We start from the raw sequence: 21,395 nt of genomic DNA, 5'->3' as shown, positions 1-21,395 counted from the left end.
GGCGCCACCAGCCCGTCATCGTGATGAAAGCCCGGAAACTCTAATCCCCGGCGATCCAAGGTTTGGGCTCAGAGCAAAAGCCCGGAAACTCTAATCCCCGGCGATCCAAGGTTTGGGCTCAGAGCAAAAGCCCGGAAACTCTAATCCCCGGCGATCCAAGGTTTGGGCTCAGAGCAAAAACCCCAAGACTCTCCTGAAAACTGGAGGGAAGATGGGTCTCAGGTCACACACCGTGCTTGATCATGTCGGCGGCTTTCTCACCGATCATCATGCTGGGTGCGTTCGTGTTGCCGCTAAGGAGCACGGGCATAATGGATGAGTCCGCCACGCGCAGCCCTCTCACTCCTCTCACGCGGAGTTGCGGGTCAACGACTGCATCTTCGTCAATGCCCATCTTGCACGTGCCGACGGGGTGATAGTCACAGCAGGCGTACTGTCGAACGTAGGCCATGATGTCCTGTTTGGACTTTGCGTCGGGTCCCGGCAACCGCTCAATCTGAATGTACTTGGCGATCGCGGGTTGAGACAGGATCTCGCGCGTCGTTTCGATCGACGTCAGCGACATGCTGCGGTCGTGCTCCTCGGCATGATAATTGGGGTCGATAAGCGGTTCATCCGCTGCATTGCTTGAACGAAGAGCAATGGTGCCAAGACTCCTCGGCCGTAGGAACGTCGTGTTGACGGTGAACCCGTGTCCGTCGAGCCTCGTCTGGCCGCCGCGGACCACCATCGCAGGCGCTATATGAATCTGCATATCGGGACGACCGTTGTTTTCGCTGGAGGCAAATCCACCACCTTCAACGATTACCGATGCAGCGGGGCCATTGCGGTAGAGCAGCCATTGCAATCCATGTCGAATCGCGTGCGGAAAACGATCCTGACCATCGTAGCTGATCGGTTCTTTCAGGGTCAGATGAATGTTCGAGCAGAGATGGTCCTGAAGGTTCTTACCAACACCCTTGAGATCGACCTTCGGGTCGATGCCGACCTTCCGAAGCTCATCAGCGTCACCTATGCCAGAAAGCATCAGCAGGCGCGGAGAATTGATCGCGCCACTTGTGACGATGACTTCACGAGTGCAACGGATCTTCCCTAAGGAGCGTCCCTGCGCAACCTCCACGCCGACAACCGCGTCCCCTTCGAGAAGAAGACGAATGGCTCTTGAGCCAGTCATGACCGTCAGGTTCTTCCGCGACCGCACGGGACGCAGATAGGAAACCGCCGAACTCCGGCGGCGCCCATCGCGGCAGGTCACCTGATAAAGGCCGGCGCCGTACTGCGTCTCGCCATTGAAATCTGGGTTGTATGGCAAACCCCAAGACTGGCACGCGCGGACAAATGCCCTGGAAAGCTCGTGGGGGCTGACCTGGTCCGAGACCCAGAGCGGCCCCCCTTCGCCATGATACTTGTTTACGAGACGGTCGTTGTCCTCCGACTTGCGGAAATACGGCAAGACGTCCTCGTAGCTCCAACCTTCATTTCCGAGGGCAGCCCAGTTGTCGTAGTCCTCGCGCTGACCTCGTATGTAGATCATTGCGTTGATCGAACTCGAACCGCCGAGCGTCTTTCCTTGCGGGTACCAAATCTCACGATTGTCGAGGTTCTGCTGAGGAATTGTCTTGAAGCGCCAGTTCACTCCAGGACCGAACAGTTTGCCGATTCCTCCCGGAATGTGAATCATTGGGTTCCAGTCGCGGCTACCCGCCTCGAGCAGAAGAACCTTGACGGATGGGTCCTCGCTCAGGCGATTTGCAATCACACAGCCTGCCGATCCGGCACCTGTCACGATGTAATCAAAGTCTGGCATGCTTCCTCCCGGCCCCTCAGAGACCTCATTATCGGCCTTGGAACTTCGGCTTGCGTTTCTCAGCAAAGGCACGAAGGCCTTCTATTCTGTCTTCTGTATTGAAAGCCTCGACGGTCAGTTCGTGCTCGACGCGCAGCCCTTCAGCGAGGGAATGTTCATCGGCTGCCCTGACCGCGCGCTTAGCATAGGGTGTGATCGCGGTGGACTGCGCTGCAATCGCCGATGCAATTTCGATGGTTCGGCTCTGCAAGTCATCGGCAGACACGACTTCGCTAACGAGGCCCTTCCGTTCCGCAAGTGAAGCATCGACCAACTGCCCGGTGAGGACCATCTGCATGGCGAAGCTACGTCCGACCAGTCGCGGCAGTCTTTGCGTGCCGCCATCACCGGGAAACGAGCCGATGTTGATTTCAGGCGTGGCAAACTTTGCCGTTTCGGCAGCGATGATTATGTCGCAAAGCAGCGCGAGCTCCAGGCCGCCTCCCAATGCAAAGCCGTTCACCGCGGCGATGATTGGCTTCGGAAAATCCTGAACCTCTTGCCAGAGGGCCAGCCTGTCGGGGTCTGAGTAGGAGGCGACCCCTCGTTCCAACATGTCGGAAATGTCCGCACCGGCCGAAAAAGCACGTCCGCTGCCTGTGAGAACAACACAGCCGACGCCGTCATCCGCTTTCGCGTCGCGCAAGAGACCGACAAGTTCTCCCAGGAGTTCCTTCGACAAGGCGTTCAGCTTTTCCGGACGGTTTAGCGTTAGGTGCAACACGCCGGGCGACGGGCGGTTTTTCAGCACGAGTGCGGTCATCGATTAGGACACCTTCCCGTAGAGGGTCTCCGCTGTCAGGCCCGCCTGCGCCAGGCAACGCCTGATCTTCTCGATCTCGGTGATTGTCGGCTTGACGAGCGGCGGACGTACATTGGCCTCGTCCCAGCGGCCGAGAATAACAAGAGCCTCTTTCATGCGATTGTGCATGTCGAGAAGCGGGTGATCATAGAATGCCCTGACCGTCGGATATATTTTGTCATTTATTGCCTTCGCCGCATTGAGGTCGCCGGCCTGCACTGCGCGGAAGAGTGCGACCTGAAGGTTGGCGATCACGGAGCCTGCGCCTGATAGCAGGCCATCGCAACCTAGAGCCAGGGAACCGAGAAGCCAGGAGCTGTGCGTCGTCAGCGTTTTGACCGGACGGTCTAGAGCCTTGAGTTCGCGGATCTGGCGTTCATGAAGATTGCCGTCACCACAGTTGTCTTTGATCGCCTTGATAGACGGGAAGCGGGAGCAAAGCTCCAGCAGGGTTGGCAGCGGTATGGCGAGGTTCGAGTTGAGGGGGAACTGGTAGTGAATGATCGGCAGATCCGACGCGTCGGTAATCCGCTTATAGTGCTCGTAGGCCATTTCCGGACGCATGTGTCCACCAAGGACCATGACCTCCGGCGGGAAGACCAGCAGCGCATTGGAACCCTCATCCTGCGCCCTGCGGGCAATGCGCGCCGCCTCCAGGCTAGAATTCGTGTACACGGCGACGATGGTCGGAACGCGCTCGTCCAGAACCTCCTTGGTCACGGCAATCGCGCGGTACTGTTCGTCCAGTGTTAGCGACGCGACTTCGGCCGCATGACCGTTTATGGTTATCGCGCTGATGCCTTCGACGCTACCGACATCAGCGAGATGATTGCGATATGCCTTCTCGTTGACCTCGAGGTCGGCGTTGAACGGCATGAGGACAGCGGGGATGACCCCTTGAGGGTTGTCGTAGTGGCGAACGGATGCCATCGCTTCTTCCTTCTGTTCGAGATGGGGCCGCATCCTCTCGCGACGCGGCCCTTCGCTGGCGTGCTTTAGATGCCCTTGCCGAGGAACTGGTCGACGTTGTCGCTAGAAACCTGGACGGTGGGCAGAGTGATTTCCTTGTCGACGGCCTCGCCCTTGGCCATTTTGTACGCCGTCTGAATGCCTTCCGGAGCGCAGAAGGGATAGATGAAGCAAGCCGACATCTTGCCGTCCTTGATGGCTTGGAACGCCGTGTTCTGGCCGTCCATGCCGATTACCTTCACGCCTTCGAGGCGGCCTGCTGCTTCCATCACCTGGATCGCGCCCAGGGCCATCTCGTCGTTGTGAGCGTACACAGCCTGAATTTCGCCCGGCTTAAAGCGCTGCAGCATGTCTTCCATGAACTTCACGGCCTTGTCGCGCGTGTAGTCGCAGTTCTGGTTGGCCACGACTTTGAACGCAGAAATGCCCGAGATCGCATTCTCAAACCCCTTGTGCCGGTCATTGGTGGCCGAAGCGCCTGCCGTACCCTGGAGCTCGATGATGTTGCCGCCGTTTGGAAGAGCGTTGATCAGGAACTTCCCGGCTCCCTCGCCAAGCGGCAAATTGAGACCGCCAAGGTGGCAATTGACCTCAGTGTTGACCTTGCGGTCGAGCGTCAGGACGGGGATGCCCTGCGCCATTGCATCCTTCACAACCGGCGTCAAAGCCTGTTCGGTGAGCGGGGAAATGACGAGCACCTTGATGCCCTGGGTCAGGAGACTTTCCACATCGGCGACCTGCTTGGCGGCGTCGTTGTTGCCGTCGGTCACGATGATATCGAGATCAGGGTAATGCTCGGTGGCGTACTTCTCGTTTACCTCGACCATGGCGATGCGCCAAGGATGGTTCATCGTGCCTTGACTGAAACCAATCTTGATCTTTTCGGCTGCAAGGGCGCCGCGCAGCGGCAAACCTATCGTGCCTGCGGCAGCCAGTGCTGCGGAAATCGTCAGAAACTGTCTACGGTTCGTATTCATGATCACTCCTCCCAATGATGAACAGTTGCAAGCATCCGCGCGCCACTATGGCGCGACGGCATTCAGACCCGCTGGCGGTGGCGATAGACCTCAAACATGACGGCAGCGATGATGATGGCGCCCTTTACGATCTGCTGCGTAAAGGGCGAGATACCCAGCAGGTTAAGGATGTTTGCGATAACTGCGATGATTGCAGCGCCGATGACCGTACCGATGACCGTGCCTTCGCCGCCAAACAGACTCGTGCCGCCGATCACCACGATAGCGATCGCCTCGAGCTCGAGATTGGTGCCCGCGGTCGGCTCTCCAACAGTCAGGCGCGATATCGTGATGAGCGCCGTGAGGGAGGCGAGAACACCCGAGACCACGTAGACGGACATGAGGACGGCGCCAACCTTGATGCCTGCAAGGCGCGCGGCTTCGGCGTTGGAACCGACAGCATAGACTTGCCTCCCGAAAGAAGTCGATCGAAGAACGACGAACGCGATCAGGGCGACGCCTGCGAAAATCCAAATCGGGACTGGTACGCCCAGAAGGAAGCCGCCGCCCAGGAAATAGAAGGCGTCGGTGGCCTCGCCGAGGGTTTGCGGCTCGCCGTTCGCGATGGTCATCGCGATCCCGCGACCCATTACCAGGGTGCCCAGCGTCATAATAAACGGCGGCATCTGGCAGAACACGACGCCGAGGCCATTCAAAGCACCAAGTGCGGCCCCCATGAGGAGTGCCAGAAAAATGACGACCGGAATTGCGGTCCCTGATGACAGAAGCATCGCGCTTGAAACCGCGACGACCCCCACGATCGACCCGACCGAGAGGTCGATGCCGCGTGTAAGGATGACGAACGTCATTCCGATGCTGACGATACCGAACAGGGCGATCTGTCGCCCGACGTTCATCAGGTTTCCGATCTGCAGGAAGCTCGGCGAAAGATAGATCGCCACCGCGCAGAGCGCGACGAGAACCCAGAAGAGGCCAAGGCTTTGCGCGACCGACCAGGTCCGAGCAGTGAGCGAGCTCTCAAGTGTCGCTTCTCTAGTTGCCATGTTAGCCATTCCTCTCTCCTCCCTTGTTTTCATTTGATGGCTCATGGAGCCGGTAGGCGAGCCAGTCGACGGCGACGGCCATCCCGCCCTCGTCACAGGATGGGCCTATGAAGGCCGCAAAGCTCTTGATCTCATCGATTGCATTGCCGACGGTCAGCGCGATCTTTGCCCAGCGCAACATCTCGACGTCGTTGTCGGCGTCTCCCGCGGCTGCACAGCGTTCCTGGCAGACGCCAAGGTGCGTGGACAGGAGTTCGATCGCTGCGCGTTTCGAAACGCTTGGCGGATTGATCTCGAGAAGCCGCCAATGTGATCTGACCAGCGAGAGAGTTTTGGAGAACCTCATCTGCAGCGTGTCGAAAGCGACGGCATCGTTCTGGTCGCCGCGAACGCACATGATCTTTCCCGGACGACCAGGAAGATCCTCGAACCGATCCACCACGCTCAGGCTTTCGCTGGTGATCTTGACCTCGTGGTCTACGATCGAGTTGCGTTCCAGGGCATAGACGCGGTCGGAGCCATACCAAAGAGCGTTCAGTCCGAGCTCGGTCGCCATTCGCATTGCTGACAAGGCGTGATTTCGATCGATTGTCGTCGAAGAGATTGCGACGCCGGACCGCAGGCTGCCGATCCAGCCGCCATTGAAACAGGCCACAAGGTCGGCAAGCCCGAGACGCTCGGCGTAGGGACGTAGCGCCTCGGGAGAACGTGCTGATGCCAGCACGACTTGAATTCCCCGCTCCTTGGCTCGCGCAATCGCGTTCACGACCTGCTCTGGCAGGACGTAATCGTGCGTCAGCAGCGTGCGATCGACGTCTGAGACAAGGAGAGCGATGGAAGAGGTCGAGCTCATTTTGCAAACACCGGCTGACGGGAACCCGTGTGGATGAACAGGGTCTTGATTTGCGTGAATTCCTCGAAGCCTGCCTGGCCCATTTCGTAGCCAAAGCCCGATCCCTTGACACCAGCCAAGGGAAGTTGCGGAGCCCCATCGATAACCGTGTTGGCCTGCACCCAGCCACTTTTCAGGCGGCTCGCGACGGTCATCACCGTGTCGATATTTTTGGACCAGACATAATTGGAGAGGCCGTAGATGCTGTCGTTTGCCAGTGCGACGACCTCGTCGAGCGTTTCGAAGCGCGTAACACTAAGAACCGGACCAAATATCTCCTCCTTGAAGATCGTCATCTGTGGTGTGACGTGATCAAACACCGTGGGCTGTACGAAGTTGCCCGCACTGTTCTCCACCGCGCTACCACCAGTGAGCAGCTTCGCGCCTTCGCTCACGCCTGACTCGACAAAGCCCATGACGGTCGACATGTGTTTGCTGTCGATCATCGCGCCGATATCCGTGTCTTCGTCGAACGGATTCCCAACTTTCAGGAGCGCCGCGCTCTCGCTGACCCGCCGCACGAATTCCTCCGCGATCGAAGATTGGACGAAGAGGCGGGAGCCCGAGACGCAGCACTCGCCGTTGTTGAAAAAGACGCCCATGAGAGCGCCATCGACAGCCGCATCGAGATCGGCATCCGCGAACACGATGTTGGCGGACTTGCCGCCCAGTTCGAGCGACGTCTTCACGATGTTCTTGGCCGAAGCCTCGATTACGTTCTGACCGATCCGAGTGGAGCCAGTGAAGGAGATGAAGTCGACGCCTGGATGTTCCGCAAGCGACTGCCCGATCACGGAGCCCTTTCCGCTGACGACATTGAAGACGCCGTTGGGCACGCCTGCCTCGGCCGCAAGGGCCGCGAGCTCGAAAGCGCTCCCCGACGTGAACTCCGATGGCTTTACGACGACTGCGCAACCGGCAGCGAGCGCAAACGGGACCTTTTGCATCAGGATAAGAGCCGGGAAGTTCCAAGGCGTAATGAGGGCGACGACGCCGACCGGTTCGCGCATCAACAACGCCGTCTTGTTCGCGCCCAGATTCGTGTAGGTGGATCCAGACATTTGCATCGCCAGCGATGCGGCATAGCGGATCAAACCAACGCTGCCTTCGATGTCGCCCCGAGCGAACCGTATGGGTTTGCCGACCTCCTCGACCTCGATGCGGACAAGCCTGTCGAAGTTTTTCCGGATAAGATCGGCGAACTTGTTGAGGACTTCCGCCCGTTCCATGCCGCTCATTCGGGGCCAAGGGCCATGATCGAAAGCGGCACGTGCCGCTGCGACTGCGCGATCCATATCGGCGACGTCGCCGGTGGCGAAACGCGCTACCAGCTCGCCGCTGGCTGGCGACTTGCGGTCAACGTACGAAGCGGCATCGCCATCGAAACGACCATTGATAAAATGTGTGTATTGGCGTGTGGACATTTCCAATCTCCCTAATTCCATACGGCGTGCGACATGAGCGTCTCTTCGGTGGCAACCTGTCCGTCGACGATCGCGGAAACCGTTCCTTGCCTCATGACCATGATGCGGTCGCACATCCCGAGCACCTCGGGCAGCTCTGATGAAACCATCACGACGCTCGCACCGAGCGTCGAGGTTAGCTGCACCAGCAGATCGTAGATTTCGCGCTTAGCGGCCACGTCGACGCCACGCGTCGGCTCATCGATGAGCAAGATGCTTGTGCCGGCGTTAAGCTGCCGAGCGATTCCGCATTTCTGCTGGTTTCCCCCGGACAGAGTGCGAACGCGCGTCGAGCTAGACGGTGTCTTGATCCGCATCTGCTTGATGTAGCTTGCTACCTTGTCCCGCTCTTTCGACGCGCTTAGCAAGCCGCCCGACTTCAGCCCGCCTAGAGCGGATATTGTCACGTTGAACGCGACCGACTGATCGAGGAACAGCCCCTCCGTCTTGCGATCCTCCGGGAGAAGCCCGATCCCGTTCGAAAGCGCCAAACGGGGATTTTTTACGTCGAGCTTCCTGCCGTCGATCCTGATTTCGCCGCTGTCGACTCGATCCGCGCCAGCGATCGCTCTAAGCACTTCGGTACGGCCGGAGCCCGCAAGCCCGCAGATTCCAAAAATCTCGCCACGACGGACGTCAAACGAGATATCCTTCAGGACACCAACGCGGTTCAAATTGGATACCGAAAGCCGGATATCCTCTTTGGGCTCCAACCGTTCTGGAAAGATGTCGCTCATCTCGCGGCCCACCATCTGTCTGATGAGATCTGCGGTGGTCGTTCCCAGTATCGGCGCAGTGGAGATTATCTGACCGTCCCGGAGCACGGTCACCTCCTGGCAGATCTCATAGAGTTCCTTCAGACGGTGCGAGATGTAGACGAAGGATACGCCCTGATCTCTGCTGAGAGTACGTATCATCTCGAAGAGGTTATGCAGTTCGCTGTCGCCGAGGACGGCCGAGGGTTCATCGAGAACGATCACCCTCACATCCCTCGATATCGCCTTCGCGATCTCGACCATCTGCCTCTGCGCGACGCTCAGGCGACCGATGCGGGCAGCTGGATCCACATTGAAATTGAGTTTCTGCAAGATCACGCCAGCGTCGGCGCGTGCCTTGCGCCAGTCGACCGTTCCGAGCCGAGTTTTCGGAAGACGCCCGAGATAGATGTTCTCCGCGACGGTGAGATGGGGTGCCTGAGCGAGTTCCTGATAGATGACTGCGATCCCGAGTGCGAGCATCTTTTCGGGGTTCGGATTCTCGACATCAATTCCGTCGACAGCGACCTTCCCTTCCGTTGCCTCATGTGCGCCGGAAAGAATCCGCATCAGCGTCGACTTGCCCGCGCCGTTTTCCCCGACCAGGCCGTGCACGCTTCCCTTCGCAACTGAGAAACTGACATTCTTCAGCGCGTAGACGCCAGGAAACCTCTTATGGATCCCCTTCATCTCCAGGATCGGAGCCGTCATTGCATGCCTCCCATAAATACTGTGAAATCGTTTTCTCAAGGCTCCAGAAACTAAAGCCTCGGAACCTGCATTCCTCCACCGATGTTGTAGACGTCGCCTGTGCTGAAGGGGATGCCGCCGGTTACCAGCGTCGCGATGCCGCGCGCTATATCTTCCGGCTGGCCCCAGCGTCGGATCGCCGAGAGGGTCCCGTCCTCGATGCCAGCGGTGTAGCGTTCCACCACGTCCACGGTCATGTCGGTCCTGATCAGGCCGGGGCGGATCTCGTAGACGTTGATCTGATGTTCGGCCAAGCGCAGTGCGAACTGCTGCGACGCCATGGATAGCCCCGCCTTCGATATGCAGTAGGGCCCCTTTTCCGGGGAGACGAGATGCGCGTTGGCCGAAGTGATGAAGACGATCGACCGGTCGTGCGGAGTAGCCGTTCGTTCGACCATCCGGCGGGCTACCGCCTGAGTCATAAAGAACGTACCTCTAAGGTTGATGTCCAGCAGTCTGTCGAAGCTCTCCTCGGAGACGTCGAGCAGATCGCCTCGTTCGGACACCTGAACACCAGCGTTGTTGACCAGGCAGTTCACCGTACCGAGCTGCCCCTCGACGCGGGAAAGAAAGTCCGCATAGTGGGCGGTCTTCGAGATGTCTAACTGATAGAAGCTCGCTTTTCGTCCGCGTTCGCCGACCAGTCTTACAGTCTCCGCGCCGCCCTCGTCCGACATAACGTCTGCAACTGCGATGTCGAATCCGGCCGCCGCCAACTCGAGGCAGATTGCGCGGCCAATGCCACGCCTTGCCCCCGTGACGATTGCAACGCCGCGATCCGTACCGGACGTAACTCCCCCCGACGCAAAACCGCTCTCGCCTGCGCTATGCCCCTTCATCACGCCGCTCCCTTCGTCTTTAGTTCGACGTCTCGAGAGGCCACTACCGCTTTCGAAGCGATAAGCGCATCAATCTCGGGCTGCGAGTAGCCGTGCTCGACGAGAATTTCATTTGTGTGTTCGCCAATCTCGAGGGCCAGCACTCGCAGATCCGGCACCTTGCCGTCATATCTGTTCGGGTGGTTGACCAGCCGAATCTTCCTGCCGCGCACATTTACTTCTCGGAAGACCTGCGAATGGACGATCTGCGGGTCGTCCAGCAGCTCGTCGTAGTACTTGATCGGCGCCCACCAGACGTTCTTGGCGTCGAAGCGCTCCTCGAGTTCGGCCATCGTGAAGTTGGCGGTCGCCTCGGCCAGTGCACGGGCGAAGGCGTCGCGATCCTCGTAGCGATCGTTGGATACCAGAGCCCGAAGCGCGTCACTGTTGACCGCGTCCGCCAAGTTTGCAGTTTCGCATAGCGACACGACAACATGACCATCGGAGGTCGGATAGACCCCGTAGGGTGCTTGATGGAACCAGGTTGCAAGGTTCTTTTCGCGATGCAGGGCAGTGCGGTCGATATTACCGGCGAACCAGTTTACAAGCGGCTCGCCTTGAAGGTCGATACCTGCGTTAAGTAGACTACCCTCAACGCGAGTACCCTTGCCCTCCCTGATCTTCCTGACGAGAGCCCCCAGAATTCCCATCGCAAGAAGCGCGCCGCCATGCTGGTCGACGACTGCAGCACCTACAGGCGTGGGACCCGATTCCCTGCTGCCCGTCACGCTTATAAGACCCGAACGCGCCTGGACCAGAAGATCCTGACCAGGCTTGTTCGCCATCGGCCCGCTCGATCCGAATCCGCTCGCAGAGGCGAAGATAAGCGTCGGATTGATGCGCGCTAGCGCGGCGTCATCGAAGCCGAGGCGAGCAAACACGCCGGGGCGAAAATTCTCCAGCACGACGTCCGCCTCAGCTATGAGCCTCCTGGCAACGTCCGTGCCCTCGGGACTTTTAAGGTCGATGGCGATGGAACGCTTGTTTCTATTTGCACAGAGGTAGAAGCCGCTGACGCCCTCCACGTACACGTTGGCACCGGACCACTGACGCTCGTAAGCACCGGTCAGGGGCTCGACCTTGATTACGTCGGCTCCCATGTCGGCAAGATACTGGTCGGCTGCCGGGCCTTGCAGGAAGTGGCAGAAACTTACAACCTTAATTCCATTTAACAGCATGCGAACCTCCCATGCACTTTCTAAGAAAACGATTTCTCATGATTTCACAATCCAGTCAAGCTTAGGTCTATGGATTGGCAAAGAAAGACCGATTTCACCGCCGTTGAACTACGTAAAACGTTTTCGCAGAATGTCTACGCGGCACCCAGAAACTGACGAAACTCGTTCGTCTGCGGGCTCGCAAAGATTTCCCTGGAGGGACCTGACTCGTGAATGAGACCCTGGTGCATGAAGACGGTGGTCGTGGCGACCTTCCGCGCGAACTCCATTTCATGGGTGACAAGGATCATCGTCATACCGTCGGCCGCAAGCTTTTCCATGACGACGAGGACTTCGTTCGTCAGCTCGGGATCGAGCGCCGAGGTGACCTCGTCGAAGAGCATCACCTTCGGGTTCATGGCAAGAGAACGCGCGATCGCGACCCGCTGCTGTTGCCCACCGGATAGCTGATCCGGATAAGAGGCAGCCCTTTCATGCAGCCCCACCTTCGAAAGCATTTCCAAGGCTGTTTGCTTTGCTTGAGCCTTGCTGATCTTCTTGCTCAAGCGCGGCGCCAACATGACATTGTCGAGAACTGATAGATGCGGGAAGAGATTGAAACTTTGAAACACGATGCCCACGTCCTTGCGCAGTTCACGCAATGCATTCGCGCCGTAACTCATGCCATGGCCGGCAATTTCGATCGTCCCGCCGTTCACCTTTTCCAGCCCATTGAGGCAGCGAAGCAACGTACTCTTTCCAGAACCGCTTCGCCCAAGCAAAGCGACCACCTGCCCCCTATGGACCTTGAGTGATACACCCTTCAGTACCTCAAGAGCACCGAAGCTTTTCCTCAGGTTCTCAACTCGCACGATAGGCATTGAATTTCACCTCGAAGCGTTTGCTCGCGATCGAAAGCGGGTAGCAGATCACGAAGTAGATCACGCCGACCGCGATGAACACGCGAAAGGGTTGGAACGTGGCGTTGTTGATGAGTTGAGCGGCACGCGCGAGCTCGACGACGCCGACGATGGATACGATGGACGTATTCTTGACGAGCTGGACCAGAAAGCCGACGGTCGGAGGCAGCGCGATGCGCATGGACTGCGGCAGGATGATGTAGCGGTATTGCTGGGCCCTCGTCAAAGCGAGCGAGGTCGATGCCTCCCATTGCTGTTTAGGCACCGATTGAATTGCGCCGCGCCAGATGTCAGCGAGATAGCCGCTGGCGTATACAGCCAGCGAAATCGAGGCGGCCACCATCGGTCGGAGGTCGTATCCGGCTTTCGACAGTCCGTAATAGGACAGAAACAGCAGGATGAGAGCCGGGATACCCTGGACGATCGCGATGCATCCCGTCGCCAAGGCGCGCAACCATTTGAAACCCGAGACCCGCGCAAGAGCAATCGCCAGTCCGACGACGCCGCCGATCAAACTCGCCGAAACAGTGAGAAGGATCGTCCAGCGCGCGGCCACGAGAAGGATGTAGATCTCCTGTATGCCGAAATCACGGATCATGGCTTGACCTCCTTGGCGATCGCCAGCGTTGTCGGGCCGAAAGAGCGCGCTCTAGCCGCCTTCCTGCCAAAGAAGAACGAGCCCAGAGCGAAGAGGCCGAACTTCAGGACGATGGCCAATGCTAGATAGAGCACGCCAGCAACCATGTAGGTTTCGAAGCTTCGGAAGGTCGCCGATTGAATGGTACTTGCAGCACCGCTGAGTTCCTCGACCGAAATGAAGGAACACACGCTCGATGTAAGCATCATGAGGACGAACTGACTGACGAGTGACGGCCAGACCTTCTGTATGGCGGGCTTCAGGATGATGTGCCGAAAGATTTGCAGCCGCGTCAGCGCCAGGGCATGACCGGCCTCGATCTGCGATCGATGAATTGAGTCGATCCCGGCGCGAAAGATTTCCGAGGTATAGGCGCCGAGATTGATAGTCATCGCGATCAGACCTGCCTCTATGGCAGTGACCTTGACGCCATAAGCCGGCAGACCGAAGAAGATGATATAGAGCTGGATCAAAAACGGGGTGTTTCGGATCAGTTCCACATAAACCGTCATCGGCCAGCGCAGTGAGGGCGGCGCCAGGTGGCGAAGGAGCGCCACGAGCAGTCCGAGCGCGCTTCCGCAGATAATTGCGGATATCGAAAGCTCGATGGTCAGCAGCATACCCTCGATTAGCGCGGGCATACTCACCAGGACGGGAGCGAATTGAAGATCGAAGAACAAAGCAAGCCTCCACCGAAACGGGCGGCAGAGCGACGCGTTTATCAATCGCCGCTCGCCTCGATTGTCAGAAGACGGGCATGGTCGGCGGTAGCTTCTTTCCGGTCCATTTGACCGAGATGTCGTCGAGCTCACCGCTCTGTTTGATGAAGGAGAGCGTCGTATTTAGCCATTGGCGAAGTTCGAAAGCGTCCTTACGTACGGCAATCGACATGTACTGATTAAACAGGGTGAATTTCGGATCAAACGCAATGTCTGGGCGCGCCTTCTTCAGTTCGCCATACACGGTTTCCGGAATGGCGATGGCGTCAACCTGCTGAGAGATGAGAGCTTGCATCGTCGTTGAGTCGTCTTCAAAGCGCGTAACGACAGCCCCCTCAGGCGCCATTTTGTCGAGGGCAGCCTCCTGCGGCGTGCCGCGGGAGACGCCGATCTTCTTGTCGGCGAGATCTTCGAGCTTTGCGAAAGTGGCGTCCTTCGCGCCCAAAATGACGAGTTGGAAGGTGCTATAGGGCATCGTGAACATCACGGTCTGGGCACGAGCCGGGGTTGGTGACAGTGTGGCGACAACAATGTCGACCTTGTTTGCTTCCAGCGCCGGAATGCGCGCAGCCGTGGTGAACGGAACGATCTCCGCCTTCACTCCAAGATGCTTCGCAATGAGATTGGCCGCATCGACGTCGTAGCCAACGGTCGCACCGCTGCCGTCAATCATGCTGAACGGCGGAGCACCCGCATTGACGCCGATGCGGACCTTGCCGCTTGATATGATCTCGTTGACCGACTGTGCATGCGCACACGCCGCGGCTGCGCAGGCAAACACGGTTGCTGCGATAAATTTGGAAATACCCTTCATAAGCCTCTCCCGAGCTTCGAAAAAACGACACGATCGGCCCGCCATGATCGGCGGACGACAAAGCGTGATCTGGATTATGAACGCGCTCCTCAACGACGTTCGTGAAATCGTTTTCTCAATCCATATCGACACTGTCAAGACCAATTTTGAAATGACTTGCTGGAAGCGGCCGTCTTCTGAAGACCGGAGCCGTCAACGATTTTCCTAACATTGCGCAAAGAAAACCCGCAAATGCACGGCCCTTCCCTCCAAAATTGGTCATTTTCGGTCAAACGATTCATTGGGTTCCTCACGAAAAGATACAAATTTTGGCATCCCTCGAAATTTTGACGGTTGAACCTCTGAGCCAAAGCTGCGATAAATCGATTTCTCAAATGCGCAATGAGGAGACACACTTGGAGCTGGACGCAAAACTGGTTGACGTGGCCAAACGGGCAGGTTGCTCGCCCGCAACGGTGTCGCGTGTGTTGAACAACAATCCTACCGTTAACCTCGGTGTGCGCGAGCGGGTTCTGAAAGCAGCAGCTGACCTTGGCTATGTTCCCAATGGCTCCGCCCGAGCATTGCGGTCGATGAAGTCGCGCCTTGTCGGGGCGGTGATCCCCACGCTCGATCACGCGATCTATGCGACCATGGTCAACAGCCTGCAGGCTCGGCTGGCCGAGAAGGACGTGTCTATAATAATCAGCACTTCTTTCTACGACATCGACATGGAGTGGGAGCAAGTGCGCTTGCTGGTTGAGCGTGGTGTTGAATCGATGATCCTGGTCGGTTCCATCCATCGCAAAGAGACGATAGCACTGCTGGAGCAGAGAAAAATTGCTTACGTCTTTACCTACACATCTGCCTCCACCGACGTAGGCGCCGCCGTAGGATTTGACAATGAAAAGGCGGGCCGGATGGCGGCCAGATACCTCCTCGATCTCGGTCACACGAAACTTGCGATGATCGCCGGCATTACGGAGAACAACGACAGGGCGGCGGCGCGGCGTGACGGCTTCATCGCGGAACTGGAAAAGCAGGGGATCGCGAAATCGGACGCCCCGGTTCTAGAGTCCGCCTACAAGATCGAGGGTGGCCGCAACGCCATGAAACGCCTCATGGAAAGGCCCGAACGGCCGACCGCAGTCTTCTGCGGAAGCGACATCATCGCCGCCGGCGTCATCAAGTACTGCCATGAAAACAACATCGCCGTTCCAGCCGATATCTCGGTGCTTGGCTTCGACAATCTTGAGATCGCTGAACTGACTACGCCAGATCTGACTACAGTAGAAGTGCCCGCCCGCGAAATGGGTATGATGGCTGGAGACTATCTGCTCGCCACGGATGCCCAACGCCAACATATGCGCCAGCGCGAGCTTCCGCTTCGACTAGTAGTTCGTGCCAGCACAGCCCCTATAGCCAGATAGGACGGTTCGATCGTGCAGTTCCTCGTCATCTCTCGACGCCTGACGGAGAAGTGTTTCGAGGCCGACTTCGAGCCAATGGTCCCTCTGGGCGCGCCCGAGCGTGCCCTCTCTATAGCATCGGCTTCACAAGGCAGATTTGGCACCGGGGCGATGAGCCTGGCGCCTTTCAGATCGTCGAGGCAGCTCCCTCGCGGGCGTGCCGGAGCTCGCGACGCTTCCACTCGCAGCAGCCGGCGTGGTCGAGTCCGACATCGTTGAAACGTACGCAGGCTACAACCCCTAACCCACTTCGTGAAAGTCAAGCAATGCAGGACCACAGAGCACTTCTCGTGACCCTCTTCGAAGCAGCGGTAGAAGCTGCCAATCCGAACCACTGCCTCCGTCCTTTCCTGCCCGAAGTTCCACGGGGCCGAACAATCGTCGTCGGCGCAGGAAAGGGTTCCGCGCAGCTAGCCCGAACCCTGGAACAAATCTGGCCGGGTAGGCTCGAGGGCGCAGTGGTGACACGGTATGGCTACGGTGTTGCTTGCGATCATATCGAGGTGTTAGAGGCTTCGCACCCGGTACCCGACGCCGCGGGATTGCGGGCGTCCGAACGGCTGCTCGAACTGGTTCGGGGCCTGACCGCAGACGACCTTGTCATCGCCCTCGTGTGCGGCGGAGGATCGGCTCTGTTGCCGGCTCCGCCCGATGGATTCGAGCTCTCTGATGAAATTGCGTTGAACGAGGCTCTTCTGAAATCGGGGGCGCCCATCTCGGCCATGAACGCGATCCGAAAGCAGTTCTCGCGGATCAAAGGTGGTCGGCTGGCCGCCGCCGCGCATCCCGCGAAGGTGGTCACGCTCATCGTTTCCGACATACCTGGAGACGATCCTTCTCTGGTGTCTTCCGGACCAACAATCCCGAGTGCTGGGAACTCGAGCGACGCGATGGCCATGATTGATCGGTACAGGATCGATCTTCCAGAGAACGTTATCCGCCATCTGCAATCGGCAAGGCAGGCTCCGGAGCCGACCGATCCGGTTTTCGAGCGAAATTCAGTGCACGTCGTCGCATCGGCGAAGGTATCGTTGGAGGCGGCGGCCGCTGCCGCCGCAAGCAAGGGCTTACGAGCAGTAATACTGTCGGACTCTCTTGAGGGAGAGGCTCGCGAGGCAGGCGCCTTCCACGCCGCGATTGCGCGGGAGATCGAACACAACGGCAGGCCGTTCGAACGCCCAGTCGTCCTGCTGTCGGGAGGCGAGACTACAGTGACCGTAAAGGGAAACGGCAAGGGCGGGCGCAACACCGAATTTCTCCTCTCCTTCGCCCTGAACATACTGGGGACTAAACGCATCCACGCGCTTGCCGCAGACACGGATGGCATCGACGGAAGCGAGGATAATGCCGGCGCCTTTGCAGACAGCAGGTGCGTTGATCGCATGCTGTCCCATGGGGTCCGCGCCGACGACCACCTTATGAAGAACGACGCCTGGTCCGCCTTCGCGGCGGTCGGTGATCTCTTCGTGTGCGGACCGACTGGCACGAATGTCAACGACTTCCGCGCGATTCTCATATCATAGCGGTTCGCCACGGAGAGAGCGATGTTCCGAAGACAAGAATGATCCGCTTCCAGCACTGCGATCCGGCCGGGATCGTTTTCTACCCGCGCTATGTTGAAATGATCAATGCCACCGTCGAAGATTGGTTCGCCGGCGTCGTTGGCGTTGACTTCGCCAAAATCCACGTCGAGATGCAAAGCGCCATCCCGGTGGCCTCGCTTCAGGTCGATTTCCGTGCGCCGTGTCGCCTGGGGGAGATACTGCAATTCGATTTGCTGGTTGAACGGATCGGAACGTCGAGTATCCATCTTTCGATCGCCGGCGCCATCGACGACGCACCGAAGTTCGCAGCGCGCGTCAGCCTCGTCCATGTCAGCAAAGAAGATCATCGACCTCGTGCATGGCCTGACTGGATGAGGAACTCACTCGCTTCGCAGGTTGCGGCCTAGCGGTCGTTGCCCAAGCCTATCCGGTGCGAAGAAACGGTCGTCACGAGGATCGCGCACATCGCGCCATTGCAGTATGAGCTGTGATCCGGCGATGTCCTGTAGGTTCAGGTATCTGCCGAAATGACACCAACCCCCGACCCGGTCTGAATGAAAGTTGAACTCGTGGAAAAAGACAGACTGTTTCTGCTTCGACCAGGTTTCGAAGATCCCGCCTATCCGGGCCAGCAATTTTACTGTTGGCATTGTGCCCTCATGGAGGGAGTCCTGGCCTCGTTTCCTGATTTAGCGCGAAAGATCGATGTTGAACGGGTTGCGTGGCCTCGTCCGCGATTGCCCGTCGTTGCTCTGGTAGGAGACATGAATCAGTCCCTACCGCTGCTTGTGCTGGCGGACGGCGAAACATCGAAGCATCAAACCGATGTCTTTCAAGGAAGAGCGTTCATTTCCGAAAAGGACAAGATCCTTGCCGCCCTATCCGAACGGCATGGCTTCCCCAATCCACATCCATAGGCTGTGGGGCTCAGGTTTGATGCCCAATTCTATCGTCGACGTGGTGAACTCGGGCTTTCGGCGAATGAGGTCGAACCCGGTGTTGATCAAGGTCTTCGGCTTCCGGCGGTTCTGCCTTGCCGCCGGCAAATCCGCAGACATGAAAGTTGGTTAGCTACTAAACGGCTATTCCGTTTACTAGGGTCTGTGGGGATTCACAAAAGTCAGTAAATATGGATGGTCATTCCGAGCTCCCTTCTGAGTGGTCAATGCTGAAGGCTCAGCTCTTGTCCGCGACCTGGTCGCGTCGCGTCTGTAGCCCGGCAGCGAATTTGCCGTTCGTGTCCCATTCAGCAAAGTCCTCAATCTCGAAGAGCGGTCGGATGTCGACCTCGCCCGGCATCGGGGACTTCTTCACCCATTCGACGGCCTCTTCCATGCTGCGGACCTGCCACAGCATGAAGCCGGCGATCAACTCCTTAGTCTCGGCGAAAGGCCCGTCGGTGACGGTGCGGTTGATGCCGTCGTAGTGCACGCGCACCGCGGCCGAGGACGGTTTTAGGCCCTCGGCGGCCAGCAGGATGCCGGCTTTGATCAATTCCTCGTTGTACTTGCCCATTGCTTCCATCAACTCGGCGGACGGTATGACGCCGGCTTCGGACTCAATGGTCGCCTTGCCAATCACCATGACCTTCATCGGTCTCCCCATTCGGGCGGTCCGTGCGTGACACCATGTCATCGCGGGTGGCCCTGTCAACATGACGAACGGGGATGCCGAGAACAGACACGGCACCGAAATTATTTTCGCGGCCGCGAGGTTGAGCCCATTCAACCACGCGGAAGTCCACCTTCATGATCTAAACCCGCGAGCGCTCTAAGGAGGGCCGGCATCCTGCCAGCTGTCGATGCAACGAGTGCTGCGACCCGCCGGCAGCGACACTTAGTTTGGGTTCTACTGCGCCCATGTCAGAGACCCAGACGGCAACAAGATAGCACTTGTCTGCTATCGAGCGGAGCCATCTCGCCACGGCGAGTGACCCATTCTCATCCAGCCGGCGTGGTCATGCTCGCGGCGATCATAAATAGCCCGAGCAACCCCACGATCACAAGCGCGATACGGGTTGAGGCGAGACGAGCTTCAAGCGAAGGCTTTTCGGAGATCTCGTTGAAAGCAAGCACGTATACCCCCTTCAACAGCGCAAGCCAACCAAACAGACTTACAATTACGGTCCACGACAACGACCATCGATTGTATAGCACGACCGACATAATTCCGAGTATCAGGGACATAAAGCCGTAAGCAAGCGAGAAGCCACGGTTCTGGATCATGAGCAACTTCACCTGGCGAAGCTGGTCCGGACGGAGGAAGAACACCGCGGCGACGATCAAGGTCAGCCAGCCCCAGAACTGCGCGAGAAAAACGACATTGGTCATGACAGGACCTCCTGGTTGCAAGAATGGATGATGCAGGTGACGGACACCGGCCGGCGTCGCACAGCGCAAGGATTCGCGAGAGCATGGGATCATGTGGCCGACTGTTCCGGAGTGGTATCCGAGCCGCTATTCTGATTAGGCGCTATTGTTCTGGAGCGCTCAGAGAGAGAAGTAACCAACGCCGCACTGCCAAAAGCTGCGCCCACCGTGCAGATACCAGGCCACCCAAAGTGCACCCACGTGATGCCCGCCGAGCCCGACCCGGCCGCCGCCCCGAGGAAGAACAAGCCCGTGAACAGGCCATTTACGCGTCCCCGCGCTTCCGGCCGCAAAAAGTTTATGGCACGCCGGCCCAATGTTTGGTCACCTATCACTCCGAAATCCAACAAGACTGCCGCCGCCACGAGAATCGCCAAGGCAACGTTCGACGAAATTGCCGTCGTTCCGCGGACCAGCGCGTCGCCTCCAACCTCGGCCAACACCATGGCGGCGACCACAGCCAAGTCCGCAAGGATCGTAGCGCCCCACGTCCAGCCACGGTCGCCCGCGCGTCCCGCGATTGGAGCCACGACGGCGCCGGCTGCGCCGGCCAGAGCAAAGAGTGCGATCCCTGTCTGACCCAAGGAAAAGGGAGGTACGGCAAGTCGTAGCGCGACGGCGGTCCAAAAGACTCCGAACGCGCCCATGCAAAGTGCCTGGCAGACCGCGCGTCGCTGCAAGAGCGGTTCCTCCCGTAGGATAGTCCACATGGAGCCAATCAGTTGGAGATATGTCGTGGGGGCGGGAGGACGATGGCGGGGAATCACGAACATCAGAACGGTCGTCAAAGTTGCGACCATGGCCGCGACCACGCCATAGAACCATCGCCAGCCCGCAAGCTCAGCCACCATGCTGGCCGCTGGACGGGACAGCAGTATCCCGATCATGAGTCCACTCATCACATTCCCAACAACCTGGCCGCGTTGCGCTTCCGAACTAAGCTGTGCGGCAACGGGCACGAGCATCTGTATCGCACTCGTTGTCACGCCAGCGACGTAACAGGCTGCAAGGAATAACGAGGGCGTAGGGGCGCAGGCCACCGCGACGAGGGCGGCGACATCGACCGCCAAGGTAGCGACGATCACGGTTCTGTTCTCGGCGAGGTCAGTGAGAGGAACAAGCAAGAACAGGCCGCTCGCATAACCCAACAGAGTGAGCGTGGTGACCAAGCCTGCCTCGCTTGCATCCAGACCGAAGGACGCGCCGATAGGCCCGAGCAAGGATTGCGAGGAGTAGAGACTGAGAACAACAACTCCGACTGCAGCGGCGAACAGCAGCGTGAGCGTGCCGGAAATCTCGGATGCCGGTTCATCACCATCTTGTTCTGGCTTTGTGGGGGATTGAGATAGCATAGCGCTCTTTCACAAATGATTCCGTGCGCCATTTTGCAGTCTTGCCTCAGCTGTGATAAT

21 protein-coding genes are annotated in these 21,395 nt (G+C 58.4%); 4 read left to right on the top strand and 17 right to left on the bottom strand.

The features are described from left to right. Positions 1-223: 223 nt before the first annotated feature. From IB264_RS22150 to IB264_RS22085, 14 genes are all read right to left on the bottom strand, one after another. Entirely contained in the window at positions 224-1,807 is a 1,584-nt protein-coding gene (locus IB264_RS22150) for a GMC family oxidoreductase (protein WP_057223458.1), read from the bottom strand. Positions 1,808-1,835: 28 nt separating this feature from the next. Continuing rightward, complete coding sequence (locus tag IB264_RS22145; protein ID WP_057223462.1) at positions 1,836-2,609, bottom strand: enoyl-CoA hydratase-related protein; 774 nt, start codon at positions 2,607-2,609, stop codon at positions 1,836-1,838. Positions 2,610-2,612: 3 nt separating this feature from the next. Further along, the gene (locus IB264_RS22140; protein ID WP_057223679.1) at positions 2,613-3,578 is read right to left on the bottom strand and encodes a dihydrodipicolinate synthase family protein; all 966 of its coding nucleotides are present in this window, start codon (positions 3,576-3,578) and stop codon (positions 2,613-2,615) included. A gap of 65 nt (positions 3,579-3,643) precedes the next feature. Then, positions 3,644-4,594 (bottom strand): substrate-binding domain-containing protein, encoded by a 951-nt coding sequence (locus IB264_RS22135; RefSeq protein ID WP_038578009.1) that lies wholly within the window; start codon positions 4,592-4,594, stop codon positions 3,644-3,646. Positions 4,595-4,656: 62 nt separating this feature from the next. Further along, complete coding sequence (locus IB264_RS22130; RefSeq protein ID WP_244497423.1) at positions 4,657-5,637, bottom strand: ABC transporter permease; 981 nt, start codon at positions 5,635-5,637, stop codon at positions 4,657-4,659. Between the two features lies 1 nt (position 5,638). After that, on the bottom strand, positions 5,639-6,490 hold the full coding sequence (locus IB264_RS22125; protein WP_057223465.1) for a Cof-type HAD-IIB family hydrolase: 852 nt from the start codon (positions 6,488-6,490) through the stop codon (positions 5,639-5,641). Beyond that, positions 6,487-7,953, bottom strand: coding sequence for an aldehyde dehydrogenase family protein (locus IB264_RS22120; protein WP_057223466.1), 1,467 nt, complete (start codon positions 7,951-7,953; stop codon positions 6,487-6,489). The genes IB264_RS22125 and IB264_RS22120 overlap by 4 nt, the downstream gene beginning before the upstream one ends. A gap of 11 nt (positions 7,954-7,964) precedes the next feature. After that, the gene (locus IB264_RS22115; RefSeq protein ID WP_057223468.1) at positions 7,965-9,458 is read right to left on the bottom strand and encodes a sugar ABC transporter ATP-binding protein; all 1,494 of its coding nucleotides are present in this window, start codon (positions 9,456-9,458) and stop codon (positions 7,965-7,967) included. A gap of 50 nt (positions 9,459-9,508) precedes the next feature. Next, the gene (locus tag IB264_RS22110; protein WP_025429779.1) at positions 9,509-10,336 is read right to left on the bottom strand and encodes a 3-ketoacyl-ACP reductase; all 828 of its coding nucleotides are present in this window, start codon (positions 10,334-10,336) and stop codon (positions 9,509-9,511) included. Then, complete coding sequence (locus tag IB264_RS22105) at positions 10,336-11,553, bottom strand: CaiB/BaiF CoA-transferase family protein (protein WP_244445443.1); 1,218 nt, start codon at positions 11,551-11,553, stop codon at positions 10,336-10,338. Before IB264_RS22105 ends, IB264_RS22110 begins: the two co-directional genes overlap by 1 nt. Before the next feature lie 134 nt (positions 11,554-11,687). Further along, on the bottom strand, positions 11,688-12,413 hold the full coding sequence (locus IB264_RS22100) for an amino acid ABC transporter ATP-binding protein (protein ID WP_025429777.1): 726 nt from the start codon (positions 12,411-12,413) through the stop codon (positions 11,688-11,690). After that, a complete protein-coding gene (locus tag IB264_RS22095) occupies positions 12,394-13,050 on the bottom strand; it encodes an amino acid ABC transporter permease (protein ID WP_025429776.1) in 657 nt (218 codons plus the stop codon). Before IB264_RS22095 ends, IB264_RS22100 begins: the two co-directional genes overlap by 20 nt. Beyond that, the gene (locus tag IB264_RS22090; RefSeq protein WP_025429775.1) at positions 13,047-13,769 is read right to left on the bottom strand and encodes an ABC transporter permease subunit; all 723 of its coding nucleotides are present in this window, start codon (positions 13,767-13,769) and stop codon (positions 13,047-13,049) included. Before IB264_RS22090 ends, IB264_RS22095 begins: the two co-directional genes overlap by 4 nt. A gap of 64 nt (positions 13,770-13,833) precedes the next feature. Continuing rightward, the gene (locus IB264_RS22085) at positions 13,834-14,622 is read right to left on the bottom strand and encodes a transporter substrate-binding domain-containing protein (protein ID WP_025429774.1); all 789 of its coding nucleotides are present in this window, start codon (positions 14,620-14,622) and stop codon (positions 13,834-13,836) included. 308 nt (positions 14,623-14,930) lie between these two features. On the opposite strand from IB264_RS22085, the gene IB264_RS22080 reads away from it, so the two are divergent. The 4 genes from IB264_RS22080 (at position 14,931) to IB264_RS22065 (ending at position 18,531) form a co-directional block, all read left to right on the top strand. Beyond that, the gene (locus IB264_RS22080) at positions 14,931-16,031 is read left to right on the top strand and encodes a LacI family DNA-binding transcriptional regulator (protein ID WP_244445441.1); all 1,101 of its coding nucleotides are present in this window, start codon (positions 14,931-14,933) and stop codon (positions 16,029-16,031) included. 305 nt (positions 16,032-16,336) lie between these two features. Continuing rightward, the gene (locus IB264_RS22075; RefSeq protein ID WP_025429772.1) at positions 16,337-17,593 is read left to right on the top strand and encodes a glycerate kinase; all 1,257 of its coding nucleotides are present in this window, start codon (positions 16,337-16,339) and stop codon (positions 17,591-17,593) included. 38 nt (positions 17,594-17,631) lie between these two features. Next, positions 17,632-18,021 (top strand): thioesterase family protein, encoded by a 390-nt coding sequence (locus IB264_RS22070; protein ID WP_192434042.1) that lies wholly within the window; start codon positions 17,632-17,634, stop codon positions 18,019-18,021. Positions 18,022-18,183: 162 nt separating this feature from the next. Beyond that, a complete protein-coding gene (locus tag IB264_RS22065) occupies positions 18,184-18,531 on the top strand; it encodes a DUF3088 domain-containing protein (protein ID WP_025429770.1) in 348 nt (115 codons plus the stop codon). Positions 18,532-18,790: 259 nt separating this feature from the next. Here the strand turns inward: IB264_RS22065 and IB264_RS22060 are convergent, their stop codons facing one another. The 3 genes from IB264_RS22060 to IB264_RS22050 form a co-directional block, all read right to left on the bottom strand. After that, positions 18,791-19,207, bottom strand: a complete 417-nt coding sequence (locus IB264_RS22060) for a YciI family protein (protein ID WP_057223472.1) — start codon at positions 19,205-19,207, stop codon at positions 18,791-18,793. 347 nt (positions 19,208-19,554) lie between these two features. Continuing rightward, positions 19,555-19,944 carry a hypothetical protein gene (locus IB264_RS22055; RefSeq protein ID WP_057223474.1) on the bottom strand — a complete coding sequence of 130 codons (390 nt, stop codon included), beginning with the start codon at positions 19,942-19,944 and terminating at the stop codon, positions 19,555-19,557. Between the two features lie 89 nt (positions 19,945-20,033). Next, complete coding sequence (locus IB264_RS22050) at positions 20,034-21,335, bottom strand: MFS transporter (RefSeq protein ID WP_082571730.1); 1,302 nt, start codon at positions 21,333-21,335, stop codon at positions 20,034-20,036. Positions 21,336-21,395: the final 60 nt, after the last annotated feature.

Origin of the sequence: Ensifer sp. ENS11 (genome assembly GCF_014851895.1) — a bacterium.
Lineage (GTDB): Bacteria > Pseudomonadota > Alphaproteobacteria > Rhizobiales > Rhizobiaceae > Ensifer > Ensifer canadensis.
The sequence above is the reverse complement of the archived record's forward strand: the minus strand, read 5'-3'. Positions and strand labels throughout refer to the sequence as shown.